General features: G+C 45.9%; 17 protein-coding genes. 12 read left to right on the plus strand and 5 right to left on the minus strand.

Annotated elements, in window-relative coordinates; genetic code table 11:
* Positions 1-176 precede the first annotated feature (176 nt).
* Positions 177-1,507, minus strand: a protein-coding gene (locus tag E8L90_RS26885) for an IS1182 family transposase (protein ID WP_162309130.1) whose coding sequence is annotated in 2 segments (ribosomal slippage) — positions 177-967 and positions 967-1,507 — 1,332 coding nt in all. Because the reading frame shifts where the segments join, the coding sequence is not laid out codon by codon here.
* Positions 1,508-1,737: 230 nt separating this feature from the next.
* Here E8L90_RS26885 and E8L90_RS26890 point away from each other — a divergent pair.
* Both E8L90_RS26890 and E8L90_RS26895 read left to right on the plus strand, forming a co-directional pair.
* Complete coding sequence (locus tag E8L90_RS26890; RefSeq protein WP_137032295.1) at positions 1,738-2,568, plus strand: hypothetical protein; 831 nt, start codon at positions 1,738-1,740, stop codon at positions 2,566-2,568.
* A 12-nt stretch (positions 2,569-2,580) separates the two neighbouring features.
* A complete protein-coding gene (locus tag E8L90_RS26895; protein ID WP_137032297.1) occupies positions 2,581-2,763 on the plus strand; it encodes a hypothetical protein in 183 nt (60 codons plus the stop codon).
* 75 nt (positions 2,764-2,838) lie between these two features.
* Here E8L90_RS26895 and E8L90_RS26900 read toward each other — a convergent pair whose 3' ends face one another.
* Together E8L90_RS26900 and hisC are read right to left on the minus strand one after the other, a co-directional pair.
* Positions 2,839-4,134 carry an MFS transporter gene (locus E8L90_RS26900; protein ID WP_137032298.1) on the minus strand — a complete coding sequence of 432 codons (1,296 nt, stop codon included), beginning with the start codon at positions 4,132-4,134 and terminating at the stop codon, positions 2,839-2,841.
* Positions 4,135-4,324: 190 nt separating this feature from the next.
* Entirely contained in the window at positions 4,325-5,440 is a 1,116-nt protein-coding gene (gene hisC / locus E8L90_RS26905; protein WP_137032300.1) for a histidinol-phosphate transaminase, read from the minus strand.
* A 228-nt stretch (positions 5,441-5,668) separates the two neighbouring features.
* Between hisC and E8L90_RS26910 the strand changes: the two genes are divergently transcribed.
* From E8L90_RS26910 to E8L90_RS26950, 9 genes are all read left to right on the plus strand, one after another.
* Positions 5,669-7,126, plus strand: a complete 1,458-nt coding sequence (locus E8L90_RS26910) for an aminotransferase class I/II-fold pyridoxal phosphate-dependent enzyme (protein ID WP_137032302.1) — start codon at positions 5,669-5,671, stop codon at positions 7,124-7,126.
* Positions 7,127-7,349: 223 nt separating this feature from the next.
* The gene (gene cyoA / locus E8L90_RS26915; protein ID WP_137032304.1) at positions 7,350-8,255 is read left to right on the plus strand and encodes a ubiquinol oxidase subunit II; all 906 of its coding nucleotides are present in this window, start codon (positions 7,350-7,352) and stop codon (positions 8,253-8,255) included.
* A gap of 36 nt (positions 8,256-8,291) precedes the next feature.
* Positions 8,292-10,265: a cbb3-type cytochrome c oxidase subunit I gene (locus E8L90_RS26920; RefSeq protein ID WP_137032306.1), complete on the plus strand. Its 1,974-nt coding sequence runs from the start codon at positions 8,292-8,294 to the stop codon at positions 10,263-10,265.
* Entirely contained in the window at positions 10,265-10,861 is a 597-nt protein-coding gene (gene cyoC, locus E8L90_RS26925; protein WP_137032308.1) for a cytochrome o ubiquinol oxidase subunit III, read from the plus strand. Before E8L90_RS26920 ends, cyoC begins: the two co-directional genes overlap by 1 nt.
* Positions 10,862-11,194 carry a cytochrome o ubiquinol oxidase subunit IV gene (cyoD, locus tag E8L90_RS26930; protein ID WP_137032310.1) on the plus strand — a complete coding sequence of 111 codons (333 nt, stop codon included), beginning with the start codon at positions 10,862-10,864 and terminating at the stop codon, positions 11,192-11,194.
* A gap of 28 nt (positions 11,195-11,222) precedes the next feature.
* The gene (locus tag E8L90_RS26935; RefSeq protein ID WP_244297402.1) at positions 11,223-11,603 is read left to right on the plus strand and encodes a UbiA family prenyltransferase; all 381 of its coding nucleotides are present in this window, start codon (positions 11,223-11,225) and stop codon (positions 11,601-11,603) included.
* Positions 11,604-11,692: 89 nt separating this feature from the next.
* Positions 11,693-12,019 (plus strand): c-type cytochrome, encoded by a 327-nt coding sequence (locus tag E8L90_RS26940; RefSeq protein ID WP_137032312.1) that lies wholly within the window; start codon positions 11,693-11,695, stop codon positions 12,017-12,019.
* A 15-nt stretch (positions 12,020-12,034) separates the two neighbouring features.
* Positions 12,035-12,607, plus strand: a complete 573-nt coding sequence (locus E8L90_RS26945) for an SCO family protein (protein WP_137032314.1) — start codon at positions 12,035-12,037, stop codon at positions 12,605-12,607.
* 70 nt (positions 12,608-12,677) lie between these two features.
* Complete coding sequence (locus E8L90_RS26950; RefSeq protein WP_137032316.1) at positions 12,678-13,634, plus strand: carbon-nitrogen hydrolase family protein; 957 nt, start codon at positions 12,678-12,680, stop codon at positions 13,632-13,634.
* 508 nt (positions 13,635-14,142) lie between these two features.
* Here E8L90_RS26950 and pdxR read toward each other — a convergent pair.
* Complete coding sequence (gene pdxR / locus E8L90_RS26960) at positions 14,143-15,606, minus strand: MocR-like pyridoxine biosynthesis transcription factor PdxR (protein WP_137032318.1); 1,464 nt, start codon at positions 15,604-15,606, stop codon at positions 14,143-14,145.
* Between the two features lie 243 nt (positions 15,607-15,849).
* Between pdxR and E8L90_RS26965 the strand changes: the two genes are divergently transcribed.
* Entirely contained in the window at positions 15,850-16,359 is a 510-nt protein-coding gene (locus E8L90_RS26965; RefSeq protein WP_137032320.1) for a DUF2165 family protein, read from the plus strand.
* Between the two features lie 62 nt (positions 16,360-16,421).
* Here the strand turns inward: E8L90_RS26965 and E8L90_RS26970 are convergent, their stop codons facing one another.
* Positions 16,422-17,279, minus strand: a complete 858-nt coding sequence (locus E8L90_RS26970) for an SDR family NAD(P)-dependent oxidoreductase (protein WP_137032322.1) — start codon at positions 17,277-17,279, stop codon at positions 16,422-16,424.
* Positions 17,280-17,477 lie beyond the last annotated feature (198 nt).

Below are 17,477 nucleotides of genomic sequence, written 5' to 3' on the forward strand. Positions count from 1 at the left end.
TTATAACAAATTAACGCGGTGTCGCCTTAAAATTAAGTAAAATAAAAATGGCTGTCGACTTTCTCGACAGCCTGACTACCTAAATGTAGGTAGTCAGACTGAAGAGAAACCCCCTTTTGGGGATTTCTTTTTGGTATTGTTCCAGCACGAAGTGCTGAAAAAAGGATAGCCTTCACCTAACTTGCTTTCGCTAGGTGTAGTGCTATCCTTTTAATGTTTTGTACTGTTGCTGTCATCAATACCTGCTCTTGGACATTTTCACGTCCGCGTAACCTACAATAGCGAAGCCCATGCAGTTCTTTAGCATCTGCAAAGCTTCGCTCTATGGTTTGGTATCTTAATCTATATAAATATTTCCCCGATTTACTTAAACGGTTCTGTCGAACCCATTCCTTACTCTCTTCCCAAACGTGCCTACTTATCACCTTTTGGTGATTTTTAGATCGGGTACACTCAGAAAGCCTTGGACAAGTTTTACATATTTCTTTATTGGACTTATACATCCTGTATCCGTTTCGATCGGTAGTCGAATAAGTAAGCGTATGTTTTTGAGGACATGTGTACACATCGCACTCCAGATCATATTTAAAGCGCCATTTAGCAAAAAGACCTTTAACAGGTGTAAAGGCACGATGACCGATGACAGCAAATACATTTATATCGTGAAGTGCCTTGCAGATTGGAGTAGTTAAATAACCAGCATCTAATGCAATAGCTTCAATTGTATCCTTAAACCCAAACTTCTCGATTTGGAGATTCAGCCTATCTATGTAAGGAACGGAATCATGGACATTGCCAGCAGTGACATGGACATCGGTAATAATATTGTACTTATGATCGACAGTCCGGTGATCGAGATAGAAAAAGCCTTCGGGCTTGCTGTCTCGAACCATGTAGCCACTTTCCGGATCAGTGGTACTCACCTTGATTTCCTTTTCTTCCTTCACACCCTCTCTAGGCTTCAATCCTTTTTTCCATGTACCTCACGGTCTTCATTAATTGCTACCTCTAAATCTTTGAGATAGGCACGACTCGATTTCTCGATGACATGCTTCTTAAATTTTCGTTTATTCGCATTTGCTTTAAGATGCGTGGAATCACTTATCAATACACGTCCAGCGACCATTCGATGCTGAATCGCCAAGCGCACAATTTCATCAAAAATCTCCTGAAAAACATTTGTATTTTTAAAACGGGTTCGACGATTCCAACTGATTGTTGTGTGATCTGGAACTCGATCTGTTAAAGAAAGGCCAAGAAACCAACGATAGGCGATGTTAGTCTGGATTTCTTTTTCGAGCTGCCTCTCTGAGCGGATACCGTAAAGGTATCCAATGAAAATCATTTTAAATAAAACAATAGGATCAATCGAAGGTCTACCGTTATCCTCGCAATAATATTGACGTACTTTTTCTCGGATGAAGGAGAAATCTATATGTTTCTGGATGACCCTTAATAAATGGTCCTCTGGGACCAATTCATCAAGGCACACAAATTCGTAATGCATTTGCGGATTTTTATCATTCGAGGTAAGCACAATTATCACCTACTATAAAATGTAATTATAAGAATTATAACAAATTAACGCGGTGTCGCCTTAAAATTAAGTAAAATAAAAATGGCTGTCGACTTTCTCGACAGCCTGACTACCTAAATGTAGGTAGTTTTTTCCTATTTGTAGAATCTAAATAAAATGTTAAAATAATGTAAAACTTTACCAGAAGGAGAGGGTTACAGGTGCTAAAGAATCTCGTGCAGAGCCATGTAAAGATTGTTTTTTCTGTTCTTGGCATCTTGTCCGTTCTGGTCTCATGGCTCGTATTTGAATTGTTAAAAGGTTTGCTGCCAGATTTGATAGCAGTCATACATAAGTGGATGTTTCAACCGATCGAATGGCTATTTATCCTGGCACCGCCACATGAGGAAAACAAACTAGCATCATTAGGCTCTGTTCTAGGCTTATCTATCTTGTATTCCGCTATGTTGGCAGGAATGGTATTCATCGTTTTGTTCATCTGCAACAAGATTGGAGGGAACGAGATCGAGTTCCAGATGGAAGTGAAGTATTGTGAGAAAGAATTGGCCAATGCCATTTACAGCTTGGATGGAAGTGGTCAATCATCCGCTATTATTAATGCGAATGCGATCACGTTTATGAAGGCATTTGAAATGGAAGTAAAGACGATTTATGGATTGAAACCGGACGAGCTATGCTGTTATTGGATCGTACCTACGAATAATGACAAGCAGTTTGAAGTGTTTTACTTAACCGAGTTGAAAGATTTTGACACAGTGCGTACGCTACTACTGTCATCCATGCTTCAAGAGGATTGCAGAATTGCGGATAAACAGGTAAAGGGACGTATTCAAAACACGGACATTGAACAATTTGCGATTGTAAAAAACTTCGGAAAGTTCAGACTTGGTTTTGCGGTCGCTGTTTACAAGAATGACACATTTACTCCCGAAAATATGCAGGAGTTCGAGCGGTTGACAACGTATATGTTACTATTGGGATTTGTTACCAAGTTTGTGAATAAGGTCAAAACCTTAAAGAGAGCTAGTTAGGAGTGGGATACGATGAAATTAGCTGAGTTCTTCGCGAAAAGAGGCAACGAAACTGCTGTTTACTCAAAAAATCTCTCTTCCAAGAAGAAGATTCCCAACAGCAAATTTACTCCTGGCTTTGCTAGCTTAAAAGAGATTGTAGATGAGCATAGTCCGAATGAGCGACATGATAATAAAGCGGTTGGAGGAAAATAACACTGCCTGTGCGCAGTGTTATTTTTTTCTTCGAGGTACTGGGAATAGAGGAAAAGCCACCTGATGAGGGTGGCTTTAGTTTTGGGAGATCTCTACACTGTGTTTGCTTTTTCTGTGGGACCAGATCAGGACAGGGACCAGCAACAGCGATAAAGCGCCTCCGGCAAGGGAAAGTGTTGCGTAGCTGGCATTGGCGACGACCATACCAGACAGGGCTCCACCGGATGCACCAGCCAAGGCAATCAAGACATCAACGGTTCCCTGCGTTTTCGCACGAGTGGCGGGCTGCGTTGCATCCACGATGAGCGCTGTGCCGCTAATTAATCCAAAATTCCAGCCGAGTCCGAGTAGCACAAGAGCGGTGATGAGTAGCGGCATCGAATCGGTTGGTGCAAAAGCAGCAGTCATGCTAGCTGCAAGCAGGATGACACCTGAAGCATAAGCCATTGTGGAACGACCGATCTTGTCAACGAGTACACCCGTCAAGAGCGAGGGGAGGTACATCGCACCGATATGAAAACCGATGACGATGCCTACTTCAGAGAGACCATGTCCATGGTGCTTCATATGTACAGGTGTCATCGTCATAATGGCGACCATGACGATCTGCGTCAAAATCATGACGGTGGCTCCCACGATGATTCCCCGGTTGTTGCTTGCGAGCTGATTCTCATTCAGATAGGACGGCGAGCTCTGATCCACTTGGATTGCTTCGGCGATTGCTTTCGAAACGATGAACGGGTCCGGTCGAAGCAGTACCCAAAATACGAGACCTGCGAGGATGAAGGCTGCGGCACCCAAAATGAAAGGACCAGCCAGTGCGGGGACACCGATGGATGTAGCGAATCGTCCCATGACTTCCACCAGGTTTGGTCCTGCAACGGCCCCGAATGTAGTGGAGACCATGGCAATACTCACGGCAGTCGCGCGCTGTTTAGGCTTTGCCAAGTCTGTGCCTGCATAGCGGGCTTGCAGGTTAGTAGCGGTGCCAGCTCCATACAAAATTAAGGAAGCGAACAGAAGGACAATACTGTTTGCGACAGCTGCGATAACCACCCCAATCGCGCCAATCCCTCCGGCTAAGAATCCGCTAGCGAGCCCCAAACGGCGTCCAAAGCGTTGAGAGAGTCGCCCTACCAGCAATGCAGCGACAGCAGAGCCAAGAGTTAGCAATGCGGAAGGGATACCCGCGAGACTTTCCGAGCCGAGCATATCCTGAGCGAGGAGAGCCCCTACGGTTACGCCTGCCGCAAGTCCTGCACCGCCGAAAATTTGTGAGATGACGACAATCCAGAGCGTTCGTTTGTATAGTCTTTGCTGTTTATCTGGGGAGTTGATGTAGCTTTGTAAATCTTCAGGTTTGAGTGACATCTGATCCACCTTTCTATGGAGCAAAAGCTTTCGTGAAGTTATGAAATTTCAGTCATCCATACGGGCGGAAATGACTGGGGAATTTGCATTCAGTATAGTATTGGCGACGGGTAAACACAAGGAGAATCCAGCTTAAGAAACACTTTGCAAAAGAAAAAACACCGGACATTTTCTATCCGGCGTTTTTCGTTCATTTTCCTACGATAATCAATAGTTCACGGATGTTTTGGATGAGAATTTGATTTTCTTCCAGCGTCCCTACACTGATTCGAATATGCTCCGGCAACCCCCAAGTGTCTCCGTAACGCAAAATGATTCCTCTTTCCAGCAGCTCTTGATAAATCTTACCTGCATTTGGCCCGAATTTTGCCAAGATAAAATTAGACATACTCACGGTATAAGGGATATTCATTTCATCGAATGCATCATAGAGCTGCTTACGGCCTTTGGTGTTTTCCGTGAGGGCTTTTTCAAAATGCTCCACGTCACCAAGGGCGGTAATGGCGGCTGTTTGTGCCAAGGAATTGACATTAAACGGCTCCTTTACTTTCAGGATTTTTTGGATCACCGATGGATGAGCGACGCCAAATCCGACGCGAATACCTGCAAGCGCGTAAATTTTCGAGAAGGTTTGCAAGACGAGAACAGGGTATCCTTGGCGGACAAATTCAATACCTGTTGTGTAATCGTCGGCCGTTGCATAGTGACTGTAAGCAGCGTCGAGTACCACAAGCACCCCGTCTGGCAATTGGTTTAGCAATGCCGTCAAGTCCTGACGAGACAAATAGGTGCCTGTCGGGTTGTTTGGGGAACAGAGGTAGACTAGCTTTGTTCGATTTGTGATGGCTGCCAAAATAGCAGAGACATGGAAGGCATAATCGGCCTCAAGCGGAACCGTTTTGATGACAGCCCCCATGAGATGTGCGCCGAATTCATATTCACCAAAGGTCGGGGAAGGCACGACGATTTCGTCCTCGGTCTCCAGATAGGTTTCGGAAATCAGCTTGATCAGTTCGTCACCGCCATTCGTGACGAGTAAATGCTCCGGAGTTACCTCAAGCTGATCAGCCAAATGCTCTTTTAGCGTCGTTGTATGGGTATCCGGGTAACGATGCAGCTCCGGGAGCGCACCGAGAATGGCACGGATGATCTTGGGGGATGGGCCGAGTGGATTTTCATTTGAGGCTAACTTAATGATATGGGAGAGTCCGTACCTTTTTTTCATCTCCCAAATCGGCATTCCAGGTTGATAGGATTGTATCTTTTCTAGTGTTTTTCGCGATTGTGTAGTGGGCAGTTGTTTCATCTATATGGCCTCCAAAACTTCATGGTAGCAACACTGTAAGTGAAATCTCCAGCACTGTAACCAGCCAATTTACGAAAGATGAAACAGACCAATTACGAGAAAGGACACAAAGTGGATGGTTCATAAAAGTAAAGATTGGATCATGAAGGAAGGAGGCGCTTCCTTTATAATAAGCCAGAAACATCATTCATTCAAACAACACGGAAGGATAGTGAGGTGGAAAAAATGTTGATTCAAGGGCAAACGCCGCTCTTTAACGGGTTGAGAAAGCATGCCCAGAAGAATCCAATCCAATTCCATATACCAGGTCATAAGAAAGGGAAAGGGATGGATCCTGAATTTCGATGGTTCATGGGAAAAAATGCACTTTCCATCGATTTGATTAACATTGAACCATTAGACGATTTGCATCAACCAAAAGGAATTATCAAACAAGCGCAGGAATTGGCTGCTGAAGCCTTTGGCGCTGATCACACCATATTTTCTGTTCAAGGTACGAGCGGAGTCATCATGACGATGATTATGGCGGTATGTCATCCCGGGGATAAGATCATCGTGCCACGGAATGTACACAAATCTATCATGGGCGGAATTATTTTATCCGGTGCGACTCCTATCTTTTTACATCCAGAAATAGACCCTGTCTTCGGGATCTCACATGGAATTACACCACAAGCTGTGGAAAAAGCATTGCAACAGCATCCCGATGCAAAGGCAGTTCTCGTCATCAATCCAACCTATTTCGGAATTGCCGGCGACTTGAAGAGTATCGTTCAAATTGCGCATGCCAGAAGAGTGCCTGTACTTGTAGATGAAGCGCATGGCTCACATGTTCACTTTCATCCCAAGCTTCCCCTATCGGCGATGCAAGCTGGTGCAGATATGGCAGCAAGCAGTATGCATAAATTAGGAGGCTCTATGACGCAGAGCTCGTTGTTAAACATTCAGGGAAATCTGGTCTCGATTCAGCGTGTACAAGCAATCTATAGTATGCTCACGACGACATCCACCTCCTATTTACTGCTCGCTTCACTCGATGTGGCGAGAAAGCGGTTGGTGACATCCGGGAAAACGCTATTGGATCAAACGATTCAGCTGGCAAACGAAGCACGAGCACAAATCAATAAAATTAATCATCTGTACTGCATTGGGAGAGAAATTATCGGGACAAATGGAGCGTTTGCCCATGATCCGACCAAGCTGGTCATCTCGGTAAAAGACCTCGGCATTACCGGATATGATGCTGAAAAATGGCTTCGTGATCGCTATAACATTGAGGTTGAGCTATCTGACCTGTACAACATCGTTTGTATTATCACACCGAGTGATACGAAAGAAGATTTGCAAATCCTTGTCTATGCCTTGGAGGAGTTGGCTGCCGGGTCTGACGATCAAGGAAACAGAAAAGCCCGCCCGAAAATGCAGCTTCCCAAAATACCGGTACTCGCTGTCACCCCGCGCGATGCATTTTACGCACCGACAGAGATGATTCCTGTCGAACAATCCGTGGGAAGAATCATCGCGGAATTTGTCATGGTATATCCACCAGGTATTCCGATTTTTATCCCGGGTGAAATCATTTCGGAAGAGAACCTCATCTATACGAAGAAAAACATTGAGGCAGGTTTACCTGTACAGGGCTTTGAAGACCCCAGGCTACAAACCATACGTGTCATCAAGGAATAACCACACAACCAGGAACAAATGATCCGAATCATAGGAGGAAAGGCCGCCTTGGGGTGGCCTTTTTCTCTTTATGTCTAAAAAGTGTCCAAAATGCAGCGGATTCTTGAACATGGCTGGTTGATCCACTTTGTCATTGGCTGGTGACACTCTATCGGTCCGGCTTTAGAGTAAGACTTGTTTCAAAAGTACCCCGTGCATGGTGATAGGAGATGAGGAAAAGGACATGAAGACGTCCAAGACAGTACGCTGTATGTCATTTTTGTTCATGTTCATCCTGCTGTTCTTGACGACCGGTTGCGCTGATAACTATATCGTGCTCGATCCGAAAGGACCCATTGGTGAACAGCAAAAGGACTTAATGATTTTATCCACGCTTTTAACGTTAATTGTGATTGTTCCCGTACTAATTCTTACGTTTGTCATTGTATGGCGATACCGTGACAGAAAAGGCAGAAAGGCGAAGTACACGCCTAATTGGGAACACAGTACGAAACTGGAAATCATTTGGTGGGGAATTCCCATCATCATTATTGCGTTAATTGGGATCGGGACAGTTCGGTATACGTATTCGTTGGAGCCATCCAAGCCGTTGGAATCCGAGAAGAAACCGATCACGATTCAAGTGACGAATTTAGATTGGAAGTGGCTGTTCCAATATCCTGAACAAGGCATTGCCACTGTGAACTACGTGCAGTTCCCAGAGGATACGCCAGTACGCTTTGAAGTGACATCTGACGCCCCGATGAATTCATTCTGGATTCCACAGCTCGGTGGTCAGATTTATGCCATGTCCGGCATGTCTATGACTCTCTACCTGCAAGCAGATGAACAGGGTGAGTACATGGGCTCTGGTGCAAACTTTACCGGTAAAGAATTTGCGAGGATGTTCTTTACAGCGAATGCGACTTCCCAAGAAGACTTTGATCAATGGGTGAATCAGGTGAAACATACTTCCCCTGAGCTGTCGCTGGATGGTTACAAAGAGCTGACCAAACAAGGAACATCGGATGTACGCTATTTCTCTGCTTTTCCTGAAGGATTGTACGAAATGACGGTGACCAAGTATGCTGCTTCACACAATCACGGCTTATCTACGAGAGTGCAACCGCCAGCGCGGGTGAAAGAATAGTCGGTTGAAATGGAAAGAGGGAGGAGAGAGACAACGATGTGGGAGAGTGTGAAAGAATTCGCCTCTGAATTTTTCGTAACAGGCGATCCACTTATTTACGGTGCGGACGTCAGCATTGTGCTCAGTATGATCGCAATCGTATCGGTGCTGACTTACTTTAAAAAATGGGGATGGCTCTGGCGCGAATGGCTGACGACTGTCGATCACAAGAAGATCGGTATCATGTACATTCTCGCTTCCGTTCTCATGCTGTTTCGAGGAGGGGTAGATGCTCTTTTAATGCGGGCGCAGCTCGTCATGCCTGAGATGCAGTTTTTGAGTGGGGATCACTACAACCAGATTTTTACGACGCATGGCGTCATTATGATTCTGTTTATGGCGATGCCGCTTATGTTTGGTTTATTCAATGTCATCGTGCCGTTGCAACTCGGTGCACGTGACGTAGCCTTTCCGTTTCTGAATGCGCTCAGCTTCTGGTTGTTTTTCTCAGGGGCGATGCTGTTTAACCTGTCCTTCGTCATTGGGGGCTCCCCGGATGCAGGATGGCTGGCTTACCCGCCGTATTCGGAGCTAGCCTTTAACCCGGGACCAGGTCAGGATTTCTACATTTGGGGCATTCAGATCTCAGGGATTGGTAGTTTGATGACCGGGATTAACTTTATTGTGACGATCTTGAAAGTGCGTGCTCCTGGCTTGACTTTGATGAAAATGCCGATGTTTTCCTGGTCAGTTTTGTCGAGTTGTATCGCCATCGTTTTCGCATTCCCCATCTTGACGGTTACCTTGGCACTGCTGTTTATCGATCGCTATTTGGGTGGGCACTTCTTCACCTTGGATGGCGGTGGTAACCCGATGATGTACATCAACCTGATTTGGATGTGGGGTCACCCGGAAGTTTACATTATCGTTTTGCCAGCGTTCGGGATTTTCTCGGAGATAGTTGCAACGTTCTCACGCAAAAAGCTGTTTGGTTACAAATCCATGGTATTCGCCATGATCATCATTAGCGTTCTTTCGTTCCTCGTATGGGCGCATCATTTCTTCACGATGGGCTCCGGTGCGGACGTCAATGCCTTCTTCGCCGTCACGACCATGTTGATTGCGATTCCGACGGGTGTGAAAGTGTTTAACTGGCTGTTTACGATGTTCCGAGGAAAAATTACGTTCGAAACGCCGATGCTGTGGACGGTCGGGATTATCCCGAACTTCGTCATTGGTGGGATGACGGGTGTCCTTCTGTCGGTGGCACCTGCTGACTTCCAGTATCACAACAGCTACTTCCTCGTTGCCCACTTCCACCAAGTGATCATTGCGGGTGTCGTGTTTGGATTCTTCGCTGGCTTGTATTACTGGTGGCCGAAGATTTTTGGCTTCATGCTGAATGAGCGTATTGGCCGTTGGGCTTTCTGGCTGTGGAACATCGGGTTCTACCTGTGCTTCATGCCGCAATACGCGCTGGGCTTGATGGGGATGACACGTCGTCTTTACACGTATGGCTGGGATAAAGGCTGGTTCGAAATGAACCTGGTATCGACGATTGGTGCCGTAATCATGGGTGCTGCATTCCTTGTCCAAATTTGGGACATTGCACACAGCATCAAGCACATGAAGAAAGATACAACAGGTGATCCGTGGAATGCTCGTACATTGGAGTGGTCGATTCCTTCGCCAGCTCCGTTCTATAACTTTGCCGTCATGCCGCAGGTAACATCTCAAGATGATTGGCATGAAAGAAAGCTGCGCATCGAGCAAGGCTTGGAAAAACCAGCGAAAGTAGAGCTGGAACCGATTCATATGCCGAAAAACTCCGGTATTCCGATTGTGATGTCCATGTTCTGGTTCTTTGTCGGATTCGGTTTGATTTTTGACTGGCTATGGATGGCTGTACCAGGGTTTATCGGTGTACTTGCGTGTATGGTTGCTCACTCGTTTAACTACGACACGGACTATTACATCACGGTGGAAGAGATTAAACGTACAGAGGCCGAAGCAGGGAGGGTGATTACGTAATGGCTAATGTGAATGCTGGACATCATGATCATCATCCAGACCAAGAGGAATTGCGCACGTTTGCCTTTTGGATCTACCTCATGACAGATGTTATTTTATTCGCTACTTTGTTTGCGACTTATATCGTACTGCAAGGGAGCACGGATGGTGGACCAGGTCCAAAAGATCTTTTTCAGATGAATGGGATTTACGCGAGTACGTTTATTTTGCTGACCAGTAGCTTTACGAGCGGTCTTGCGATTCTCGCTATGAATAAGGGGAATCGTCTTGCATTGATGAACTGGCTGGCAGTTACCATATTTTTGGGAGCATCCTTCTTGTTCCTGGAAATCAACGAGTTTATGCATCTCGTAAGCGAAGGGGCAACGATTAGCACGAGTGCATTCTTGACTGCTTTTTACACCTTGGTAGGGACGCATGGATTGCACGTGACGCTCGGTATTGGGTGGATGATCATCGTCATCATGCAAATCGCGAAGCGCGGCATTACACCCGTAACGAAACGGAAAGTAAACATCATCAGCTTGTTCTGGCATTTCCTTGATATTGTTTGGATTTTCGTCTTCACCATCGTGTATGTGATGGGGGTGAATTAATTGAGCAAGCAATCTGTGCATGGCACAACAGAACAACACGGCGGTCATGGTTCCCTGAAATCGTATGTGATCGGTTTCGTCTTGTCGCTTGTACTCACCATCATTCCCATTCTGGCCCTAGAGAACGGTTGGTTGGATAGTGATAAGCGGCCCATCATCTATTTAGTAGCGGCTCTGTTCCAGTTTATTGTCCAGTTATTCTTCTTCATGCATCTGAAAGAAGAGGATAAACCAAGATACAACTTGATGTCGCTTTTACTCGGGTTGTTCATCGTGTTCCTCATCGTGATCGGGTCGATTTGGATCATGATGTACAACATGGTCGCCTTATAATGACTAACATTTGGTCGGGGGGATGGAGATGCTAGCAGATTGGATAGAGCTGACCAAGCCCCGCATTCTTCAAGACCGGCCACTTGCTTGCGGACGACTGAAACCTGGGGGCGTACTGCTGTACGCCCTGGTTCTCGGTTTTGTGGGAGAGCTGGTGTTATTTTATAAAGTCAATGCGCTAGTAGGTTGGCTCGGATTATTCGGGATGTTCGTATACGTAGTCGTTTACACAATGTGGCTCAAAAGAACGTCCACTTGGAGCACGTCCATTGGTGGCGTGTCCGGGGCCATGCCGCCTGTTTCCTTCCTATTCGGAATGGTATGGATGGGGCATACGACTATTGGGATTGTGTCGGAGAATACGGAAAAATGGGCGAAGACGATTTTTTCATCTCGATTAATTATTTGATGATTGTGTTTGTGTGTATGGTAGTGGATACGACAGGCCGTCCCTTTTTGTAAGGGATAGTCATTCCCGCAGGAAGGGTTGGGAGTTCCATGAAAGCGATCGGGTATCTAATGATCGGTGCTCTGTTTTTGCTCGTAACTGCATGCGGCAGTGGTGCAACAGAAGAACAACCAGAAGTTGCAGATGCAGATAAAAGTGCGATGAAGCTATACAAAAATAATTGCATGAGCTGCCACGGTAACGATTTATCAGGTAGGGTGGGTCCAGGCTTGCAGCAAGTTGGCTCGAAAATGACGGAGGAAAAACTCGTTGAAATAATTACGGTCGGCGCAAATGGCATGCCTGGTTATGAAAATGTACTCAGCGCCGAAGAAATCGGCCAGTTAGCGAAGTGGCTCTCTGAGAAAAAGGAATAGGAGAGGGGCGGTACCATGAAAAAAACAGCTTTGTTGATTATGCTCAGTATCCTGATTGTTTTGGTAACTGCGTGTGGTCCAGCAAGATATGATCTAAACAATCCGGTTCAGCCATTTGCGTATACGGATCAGGAAGGGAAGCCTTTCTCTTCAACTGATGTAGAAAATAAAGTATGGATCGCCAACTTTATTTTTACGTATTGTGGAACCGTCTGTCCGACGATGACAGCAAACATGGCCGAATTGCAGAAAAAAGCAAAAGAAGCAGGTCTGGATGTGGAGTTCGTCTCCTTTTCCGTCGATCCAGAAAGAGACACGCCAGAAGCATTAAAAACGTATCTCAGCAAATTCAATGCCGATTTCTCAAATTGGCACGCTTTGACTGGATATACGTTCGAGGAGATCAAAACGTTCATTCTCAAATCGTTTAAGACACCGATATCCAAGGACCCGAACTCCGATCAGGTTATCCACGATACGCTGTTGTATCTAGTCGATCAAAAAGGGAATCTCGTTGGGCGCTATGACGGGATGACGGACGTGCCTTACGATAAAATTATCGAGGATATCAAATTGTTGCAGCAGTAGGGGAGACCCTCGTATACACCGAATAGTAGGAGAAGAAGCGAAATTCTCTAGGAGAGCAGGGGAGGTCAATATGTCTAATCCGCAACAAAACGTTCGAGTTGCTGTTGTTCAAGCTGCTTCTGTCATCATGAATCGGGAGGCAAGTACGGAAAAGGCTGTTTCCCTGACACTGGAAGCAGGAGAAAAGGGAGCGAAAATCGTTGTTTTTCCCGAAGCTTTTATCCCGGCGTATCCGAGAGGCCTTACTTTTGGGACAAAAGTAGGCAGTCGTTCTCCAGAAGGCCGCAAAGACTGGTTTCGTTATTGGGACAATTCGATTGTCGTTCCGAGTGAAGAGACAGACAAGCTCGGGGAGGCAGCGCGCAAGGCAGGTGTGTATCTCGTCATTGGTGTGATCGAGAGAGACAATGAAAATAGCGGCGGCACCTTATATTGTTCCGTCTTATTTTTCGGACCAGATGGTGAGTTGCTCGGCGTGCACCGCAAGCTGAAGCCGACTGCATCCGAACGGTTGATTTGGGGCGAAGGGGACGGAAGTACTTTGCCGGTATTCGATACTCCTTACGGTAAGATCGGGGCCCTGATTTGTTGGGAAAATTATATGCCGTTAGCGCGAGCAGCGATGTATGCAAAAGGCGTTCAAATCTACATCGCGCCTACAGCAGACGCGAGGGATGCATGGCAAGCTACCATCCGTCATATCGCATTGGAAGGCAGATGCTTCGTCTTATCGAGCAATCAGTATGTAACAAAAGATATGTATCCGACTGATTTGGCCTGCTACGAAGATCTTGCCTCTTCTCCAGACGAGATGAGCAGAGGTGGAAGTGCGATTGTGGGGCCATTGGGTGACTATATCGTCGAGCCTGTTTTTGGTCGGGAGGAGATTCTCTACGCTGATCTGGACATTCGCGATATCGCGTACAGCCAATTCGATTTTGATGTCGTGGGACATTACTCGCGACCGGATGTTTTTACGTTGTTGGTGAATGAAGAGAAAAAAGAGAATGTGAAGTGGATGAAGTAGAGCTTATATAGTATAAAAAGATCTCCATTTGCTTGATAAAAGCGGTGGAGGTCTTTTTTGTAGCTGCTGTGGTGGGGGAAGAAGCGCATTTCCAGTCTACGCTTCGGCCTACGCCCTGCAAGGGGGGATTTGACTGTTCGCACAGGAATAAATGGCGGGAGCGCTTCAAACGTAGAGGTTTCAAAGTAGTATTCCATAGGTGAAGCTGAAATTCCCCGCCATTTATTCCTGTGCTGGGATGGGCTCCAGAGGCGCTTGGACTGGAAATGCGCTTCTTCCTACGCAGCTTTGGCAATACTTGCAGGTCAATGCAAGTAGTAAAATCGTGAACCGAAGCTTCCATGACCTAACCTGCAAATCTGTTTTTAAAGTCTGAAAGAAACAAAAGCTGTACGAAAGTCCTGTCACATGTTTGGAAGGAGACCGCCCGAACGTAGAGAGGATACAGGCGACTGGAAAACATGTGGCAGGGCTTCCCCCGACCACAATCGTTGTCGGACCACCATCTTTAGGTCAAAACAGCCTTCAATGCATCCGCAAATTTACCGACACCAAGCGTAATTTCCTCTTCTTTCGGTCTTGCAAAGGTAAAGCGCATGTAACCGGAATCTGAACCGTACACACTTCCTGGCACAAAAACGACGCCTCTGCGAAGGGCTTCTTCAAATAATTGGTTGTCATTCACGTCCGGGTTAATTTTACACCACAAATGTAATCCACCTTGGGGAATGGTGAATGAAAGCTCATTGGGTAACTCTTTTTGCAGTGCCTCCACAAGCAAATCTCTTCGGTATTGTAAATGCATACGTAATCGCTCTAAATGCGGTAAAAAGTTATCGGAATGCAAAAACTGGGCCGCGATTTTTTGTGGCACTACGCTCAGGCCAAAATCCATCTGCTGGCGGGCATCTGCCAAACGCTCGACAACGGAATGAGGCGCCACCATCCAACCGACTCGTAAACCGGACGCAGCAATTTTGGAAAAGGAACCGATGTAGACAACAGAGCCAAGCTGATCCAATGATTTGAGTGGCAGTGGAGGCTTACCGTCATAGGAAGTCAGACTGAAAGGATCGTCTTCTACAATGGGGAGACCAAGTTCGCTTGCTACATCCAACAGCTGCGTGCGCCGAGCGGGATTAAGACAAACCCCTGTCGGATTTTGAAAAGTAGGATTGATAAAGATCATCTTGATCCGATGTTTTTTATATAAAGCCCGAATATCTTCTGGATCAATGCCGTTATTGCTGACCGGAAGGCGGAACAGACGAAGGCCAGCAGATTGAAACATAGGCAACGAGTAACAATAAGAGGGATCTTCGATGGCAACTGCATCGCCGGGTGCAAGCAGACATTGTGTGATCAAATGCAGAGATTGTTGAGACCCCGACGTGATCAGAATGGAAGAGTCCGTTGTCTGTACATTCCGGTATCGTGACAAATACGAGACTAGCTCTTCACGCAAAGGTGTAAAGCCTTGTGGATTGTCGTATCCCAAATATTCGGTGAAGGGGTTTTCCTTCATCAGGGTACTGATTTCCTTGCCGGGTGAGAGCTGGGAAGACAATTCTCCACTCGCAAAATCGATGAGGCTGCTGTCTTTTTGTAAGGCCTCTCTAATTCGACGCAGATAAGACAAATTCGGGAGGAATTGACCACCTTCTACATATCGATGCCAGTTGGGCGTATGCTTCGGAGTTGCCTCCCATTTATTTTTACACACACGAGTACCGCTTCCTGTTCTGCTCTCAATGATGCCTAATGCCCGAAGTTCCTCGTACGCTAGAATAACAGTGCTTCGGTTTACTCCTAATTGCTCAGCCAGTTTTCTCTCAGAAGGGAGCAGGCTCCCAGGGGGGAACTCTCCATATGAAATTCTGCGTTCTATCTCATCGGCTATTTGGTGGTATAGAGTTTGACTGCTCGACCGATCAGGCTTCCAAATGATAATCACAACCTTGCACATATTCATTGTTTGTTATATGGGGGAATCCATTTCATCATAACACTGTTAAGAAAAATACATGTGACAAAACCGTTCCAAACTGTTGAACATGGATGGGGAAAAAAATCATGAATGGGAGGTTCCATTTCCGAAAGAGTATGATTAGGCTTCCATCTAATGGTGATGAATAATCGTGAAAGGGTGTGTCAATCCGATCGAGAATGAGTAAAGGCATTATATGGGAATAGGGGAAAAGAGGAGTGATCATCATTGAGTAATTTGACGTTACGGTATTTGAAGGTTTTGGTTGTAGCATTATCCGCAGCATTTGGGACGTCCATTTTCTTAGGGAATCTTATGGACTACCATTCCAATTATCAATTTGTCCAACATGTTCTGTCCATGGATACCACGTTTGAGGGTAATGCACTTATGTGGCGAGCGATTACTGATCCTACTGCTCACACCATAGCTTACATCGGAATCATCATTGCGGAAGGGGTGTTCTCACTTTTTGGTTGGATCGCTGCAGGGAAAATGCTGTGTAATGTAAAGAAGGATGCGAAAATGTTCAATAACTCTAAAACATTCGCATACATCGCTTATATGGTTGCTTTTTGCATCTGGTTTTTCGGATTTGCCATTGTGGGCGCAGAGTGGTTCGCCATGTGGCAATCACAAGTATGGAATGGTCAGCAGGTAGCGTTTAACATTACAGAGGTGATGATTGGATTCGTGATTTTAGTTTCCTTGCGAGACCGAGAATTAATAGATAGATAATACAAGAGCCACGTTCCTTTAAGAGCGTGGCTCTTGGTTGTATTCGCATTTTTCAATCGGAGTTAAATATGCGAGGGGATCACGAACGTCGGGTTATGCTGGTTCAAAATATCTTCCATTCGCTGACGCACAGTTTCTTTATAAGAGGGGTCTGGCAGAATGTAAAAGCGATTGCTCTTGATCGCCAGGAAGGTGTGATCAGCTACTTCTTTCGGAGAAATTCCTTGCTCGACACCAGAACGAATGAACTGGTCGATGGCAGTGGTCATCGGTGAGGGCTCCACGATATCTCCTGGTTTGCTGTACTCGGCTGGACGATTGCGATGAGCGTCACATATTTGCGTCTGAACAAAGCCGGGGCATAAAACGGAAACACCAATTTTCGATTGGATCATTTTCAATTCGTGGTAGAGGGTTTCCGACAGACTGACTAACGCATGCTTGCTTACACGATAAATGCTATTTCCAGGTCCGGACTCAAGGCCAGCGAGTGAGGCGGTGTTCACGATGTGGCATTCAGTCCCTTGTTTCAACATCATGGGTACGAAAGCTTGTGTAGCGTGTATAGTTCCCCACAAGTTCACATTCATGACCCATTGCCAATCAGCAAGGGTGCTTTGCCAGATTGTCGAGCCTGCGCCTACCCCTGCATTGTTGAACAATAAATGGACAGCACCAAACGAGTCTAGCGTATTTTGTGCAAGCTTCTGGATATCTTTTTCTTTACTTACGTCCGTTACAACGGCGAGGACAGTTGCTCCTGCGTCCTTTAACTCCTGCTCCACTTTTTGGAGTGCTGCTACTTCTACATCGGCAAGAACAACCTTCATCTGCTCCTCTGCACAGCGCATTGCCAATGCACGCCCGATACCGCTGGCCGCTCCGGTAATGACCGCTACTTTGTTTTCAAATTGATTCATAATAGGCCTCCCTCTTGAACAATAAACGTTTTACTGATTAGTTTTCATTATAATAGACAAATATAAAAAACGTCTATTATATTTTAGCGGAGTGCAATGCGATTTCCGAATCCGTATCCTTCTCGGGAGGCTTTGCTTCGTTGGAAGAAAGTGTTGGATGCAGCAAACAGAAAAAACAAAAAAGCACCCATAGGAGGG

It is taken from the genome of Brevibacillus antibioticus (assembly GCF_005217615.1).
Taxonomy (GTDB): Bacteria; Bacillota; Bacilli; order Brevibacillales; family Brevibacillaceae; genus Brevibacillus; species Brevibacillus antibioticus.